At 70.1% G+C, this 3676-nt stretch carries 2 protein-coding genes and 1 pseudogene; 1 reads left to right on the top strand and 2 read right to left on the bottom strand.

The window, feature by feature from the left end; all coding sequences use genetic code 11:
* Positions 1-198 precede the first annotated feature (198 nt).
* Positions 199-810, top strand: coding sequence for a DUF4232 domain-containing protein (locus tag ACFU7Y_RS41730; RefSeq protein ID WP_224284057.1), 612 nt, complete (start codon positions 199-201; stop codon positions 808-810).
* A gap of 113 nt (positions 811-923) precedes the next feature.
* Here ACFU7Y_RS41730 and ACFU7Y_RS41725 read toward each other — a convergent pair whose 3' ends face one another.
* Both ACFU7Y_RS41725 and ACFU7Y_RS41720 read right to left on the bottom strand, forming a co-directional pair.
* Positions 924-3503 (bottom strand): ABC transporter permease, encoded by a 2580-nt coding sequence (locus tag ACFU7Y_RS41725; RefSeq protein ID WP_380771633.1) that lies wholly within the window; start codon positions 3501-3503, stop codon positions 924-926.
* Between the two features lie 68 nt (positions 3504-3571).
* Positions 3572-3676 (bottom strand): annotated as a pseudogene (locus tag ACFU7Y_RS41720) (ABC transporter ATP-binding protein); the annotation flags it as partial.

Below are 3676 nucleotides of genomic sequence, written 5' to 3'. Positions count from 1 at the left end.
TCTCGCTTGTGTGCGGCGCTTGTACGGCGCTTGTGCGGCGCTGATTCTCGCTGGTTCTCGCCCGTTCCGGCCGAAACCAGTCAGGAGAAGGAGAAAAGCGGCCAGCTCTGACAAACCGCAGCCCCAGTGGAACCGTTCCGCCACGACCTTCGTACTAAGCGTGACAGCTCCATGCCATTACCCACCCATGGGGGGAACATGACCGTTCGCAGGCCTGCCAGGTTAGTCGCCGCCGGTGTTGCGGCCCTCGCGGCGACCGTACTGCTGACCGCGTGCGACGACGTGAAGTACACGGACGACAAGCCGGGCGACCCGAAGGCGAGCGTCGCCGGGGCCACCGTCCCCGGTGACCCGATGGCCGGCCAGGCGGCCGGTTCGCGGTGCAAGAGCGACGAGATCACCGCCACCGTGCAGATCAAGGGCGCGGGTTCGGCCATGCTGACGATCAAGAACAAGAGTGACCACAACTGCACCCTGTACGGTTACCCGGGCTTCGGCGGTCTGAAGGCCGACAACAGCGCCGACGCGCTGTCGGCCAACCGCGATGCGCACCCCGGCCCGGCGGTGCTGGTCACCCTGAAGCCCAACAAGTCCGGTTACGCGGGCCTCAAGTGGAGCGTCTGCGACACGTCGGACTCGACCTGCCACGTGCTCACCGGCCTCCAGGTCACCGCGCCGGACGAGACCACGCCGGTCACCGCCGAGGTGCTCGGCACCGACGGCAAGCCGGCCGGCCAGCTGCTGGTCTCGGCCGCCGGGCTGACCACCGGCACCTTGCAGCCGAACAACGAGAAGGTGCTCTTCAACTGATGGTTCTCACCTGATGCGTTCCGACTGACGATGTCCGGCTGACGACATGACGGAGCCCCCGGGGCGGTTCTGAGAACCGCCCCGGGGGCTCCCGGCTTCCGTACTTCCGGACGTTACTGGCTCTTGATCGAGTCCAGGATGTCGAGCTTGGACGCCCGGTAGGCCGGCCACATCGCGGCCAGCAGGCCGATCACGGCGGCCGCGAGCAGGTAGCCGGCGATCTGCAGCGGCGGCACCACGGTGGTGATGCCCTTGAGGCTGTCCGCCAGCGTGCGCACGCCCGCCCAGGCGACCAGGATGCCGAGGCCGACACCCACCAGCCCGCCGAACAGCGCGATCAGCAGCGACTCCAGCCGGACCATCCGGCGGATGCCGAGCCGGTCCAGGCCGACCGCCCGCAGCATCCCGATCTCCCGGCGGCGCTCGAAGACCGACATCGCCATGGTGTTGACCACGCCGAGCACCGCGATGACCACGGACATGCCGAGCAGGCCGTACATCATGTTCAGGATCCCGGTGACCATCTGGCGGTTCTCCGCCTTGATCTCCTTCGCGCCCTTGACCGCGATCAGCGGGTTGCCGCCGGACGCGTCGCGCAGCGCCTGCTTCAGCTCGGGGGTCGCGCCGTTCGTGCCCTTGACCAGGATCTTCTCCAGCCCGGAGCCGGGCTGGGCGTGCGGGCCGACCACGGCCTCCGGGGCGACGATCGAGGCCAGCGCGGTGTTGGCCTCCAGGATGCCGCCGACGGTCAGCGAGCCCTTGACGCCGTCCGGGTAGGTGACGGCGAGGGTGTCGCCGACCTTGTACCCGGCCGCCTTGGCGCGGCCCGAACTGACCAGCAGCCTGCCCTGCTTGAGGGCGTCCGCGGAGCCCTCCGTGACCTTGACGGTGGCCAGCTGGTCGATGGTCGCGGCGTCCACCGCGGTCATCCACTCGCTGTCCTCCCCGTTCTGCCCGATCCCGACGGACATGCTGCGCTCGGCGCTCACCACGCTGACGCCGGGCGCCTTGGCGATCTGGGTGGCGATCTCGGGGGAGAGCGAGGAGAAGTTCTGCATCGCGATCGTGTAGTCGGCCTTGAGGTCGGTCGCGGTGAGCCTGTCCACCGCCTGGTTCACCGAGGCGCCGATCACGGTCAGCGAGGTGATCAGGGTGACGCCGATGGTCAGCGCCGAGGCCGTGGCGGCGGTGCGGCGCGGGTTGCGGATCGCGTTCTCCTTGGCCAGCTTGCCCGGCGCGCCGTACAGGGCGCGCAGCAGCGGGGAGATCAGCGTGATCAGCGGCCGGGACAGCAGCGGGGTCAGCACGAACACGCCGATCAGCAGCGCACCGGCGCCGAGGCCGACCAGCTTGACCTCCTTGCCGCCCACGCCGGCCGCCAGCGAGGCGACGCCGACCAGGGAGAACAGCAGACCGATGATGTTGCGGACCCGCAGGCCCTTCTGGGTGGCGGGCTGCTCGGCCGAGCTCATCGCCGCCACCGGGGCGATCCGGGAGGCCCGGCGGGCGGGCAGCCAGGCGGCCAGTACCGTCACCAGCACGCCGACCGCGAGCGCGGCGATCACCGTGGTCGGGGCGACGATCAGCGGGCCGTCCGGCAGGTTCGCGTCCATCGGGCCGTTGAGCAGCGACTTGAGCCCGACGGCGATGCCGATGCCCGCCAGCAGACCGGTCACCGACGCGGTCAGGCCGACCAGCAGCGCCTCGACCAGCACCGAGCGGGTGATCTGGCGGCGGGTGGCGCCGACGGCGCGCAGCAGGGCCAGCTCCTTGGTGCGCTGGGCGACCAGCATGGTGAAGGTGTTGGCGATGATGAAGATCCCGACGAACAGCGCGATGCCGGCGAAGGCCATGAGGAAGGTGGTCAGGAAGGTGGTGCCCTTCCTGATCATCTCGTCCTGCTCGTCGGCGAGCTCGCGGCCGGTCTTGGCCTCGATGAAGTCGCCCTGCGGGACGGCCTGCTTGACGGCGGTGAGCAGCGCGGTGTCGTCGGTGCCCGGCTTCGCCTTGACGTCCAGCTCGGCGAAGCGGCCCGGGCTCAGGTAGAGCTGCTGGGCGGTTGCGGTGTCGAAGGCGGCCAGCGAGCCGCCGGCCACCACGCGCGGGTCGTTGGTGTGCACGGTGCCGGTGAGCTTGAGCTGCATCACCGGGCCGTTGACCGCGACCCGGACGGTGTCGCCGACCTTGTAGCCGCCCTTGACGGCGGTCTTGGTGTCCAGCGCGATCTCGGTGGCGTTCTTCGGGCCGCGGCCCTCGACCAACGGGTAACGCGGGTCGGTGCCGTCGGCGCCCGGCACGTAGTTGGTGCCGGTGGTGGAGAATCCGTTGCCGATCAGCGCGCCCTTCTTGTCGGCGATGCCGGCGAAGCCGCTCACCACGCCGCGGACATCGGCGGCGCCGGGCAGCGCGGCGACCTTCGTACGGGTCTCCTCGGTGAGGGTCGGGCCGGTGGCGGCCCCGCTGCCGTTGCCGCTGCCGTGGCCGAAGGCGGCAGCGCCGGCGGCCTCGCGGTCGCTGACCGTGACGGCGATGTCGGTGTAGCTCTTGGAGTTCTGGGTCCTGAGTGCGTTGCCGAAGGTGTCGGAGAAGACCAGCGTGCCGGCCACGAAGGCGGTGCCGAGCATGACGGCCAGTACCGTCATCAGCAGTCGGCCCTTGTGGGCGAGCACATTGCGCAGTGCGGTGCGGAACATGGGGGAGTGTCAGTCCTGGGAGTACTCGGGGGCGGGTGACTTCGGACGGGGCTGCGGCTGCCGGTGTGTCAGCTGGTGCGGCCCTTGGCGTCGAAGCGGCGCATGCGGTCCAGGACGGTGTCGGCGGTGGGGTTGTGGAGTTCGTCGACGATGCGGCCGTCGGCGAGGAAGAC

It is taken from the genome of Kitasatospora sp. NPDC057542, from assembly GCF_042801945.1.
In the GTDB taxonomy this organism is placed as follows: Bacteria; Actinomycetota; Actinomycetes; order Streptomycetales; family Streptomycetaceae; genus Kitasatospora.
The sequence above is the reverse complement of the archived record's forward strand: the minus strand, read 5'-3'. Positions and strand labels throughout refer to the sequence as shown.

Bases quoted from the DNA above. Each gene is read 5' to 3' on its own strand.
- ACFU7Y_RS41725 (WP_380771633.1), bottom strand. From the start codon at position 3,503: ATGTTCCGCACCGCACTGCGCAATGTGCTCGCCCACAAGGGCCGACTG.
- ACFU7Y_RS41730 (WP_224284057.1), top strand. From the start codon at position 199: ATGACCGTTCGCAGGCCTGCCAGGTTAGTCGCCGCCGGTGTTGCGGCC.